We start from the raw sequence: 704 nt of genomic DNA, 5'->3' as shown, positions 1-704 counted from the left end.
TGTGGCTGATGTGGGAAAGTGATCTGGAAGACCTGCCCACCTATCCAGCCCGGGTGGACGCCAATTTCGCCGCCGCCATCGTTTACGGGCGCTGGCTGATTGGCCAGGAGCTGAACCCGGCACGCATTCTTTTCAAACACGCCCCCCAGGGCGACGAAGCCGAGTACCAGCGCATCTTCCGTTGCGACGTCACTTTCAGTCAGCCGGAAAATGCCATTGTGCTACCCGGCCATCTGCTGGATTTGCCCCTGCGCGATGCCGACCCGGAAGTGCACAAGGTGGCTCGCTCACGCATGCAACGGGCTGTCACCCAGTACCACGCCCGCGACAACCTGCTGGAACAGGTGCGCCTGGAAATCCAGAAACGCCTGCAACAAGGCGTCCCGCAGCTGGAGCCCATCGCCGATCAGCTGGGTGTCAAACCCTGGACCCTGCGTCGACAGCTACGGGCCGAAAACACGGATTTTTCCAGCCTGCTGGAAGATGAGCGCCGCCGCCTTGCCTGCGACTGGCTGCTGCACAGCGAACGTTCCGTTAATCAGATCGCCCTGGATTTGGGCTATTCCGAACAAAGCGCGTTCAACCGTGCCTTTAAACGCTGGTTTGAGATGACGCCGGTGCAGTACCGCGATAGTCAGGGCAATCAAACCTTCAACGACTGAGCCCCCGCCACTGACGTTTGCACTGGCCCAGCGTCAGCCCCT

General features: G+C 60.7%; 1 protein-coding gene. It reads left to right on the top strand.

Annotated elements, in window-relative coordinates; genetic code table 11:
- The coding region (locus A3730_RS22800) for an AraC family transcriptional regulator (RefSeq protein WP_156501311.1) at positions 1-662 on the top strand (662 nt) is incomplete at its 5' end.
- Positions 663-704 lie beyond the last annotated feature (42 nt).

It is taken from the genome of Alcanivorax sp. HI0044 (genome assembly GCF_001634945.1).
Note: the sequence above shows the minus strand (reverse complement) of the source record. Positions and strands in the feature narration are given on the sequence as shown.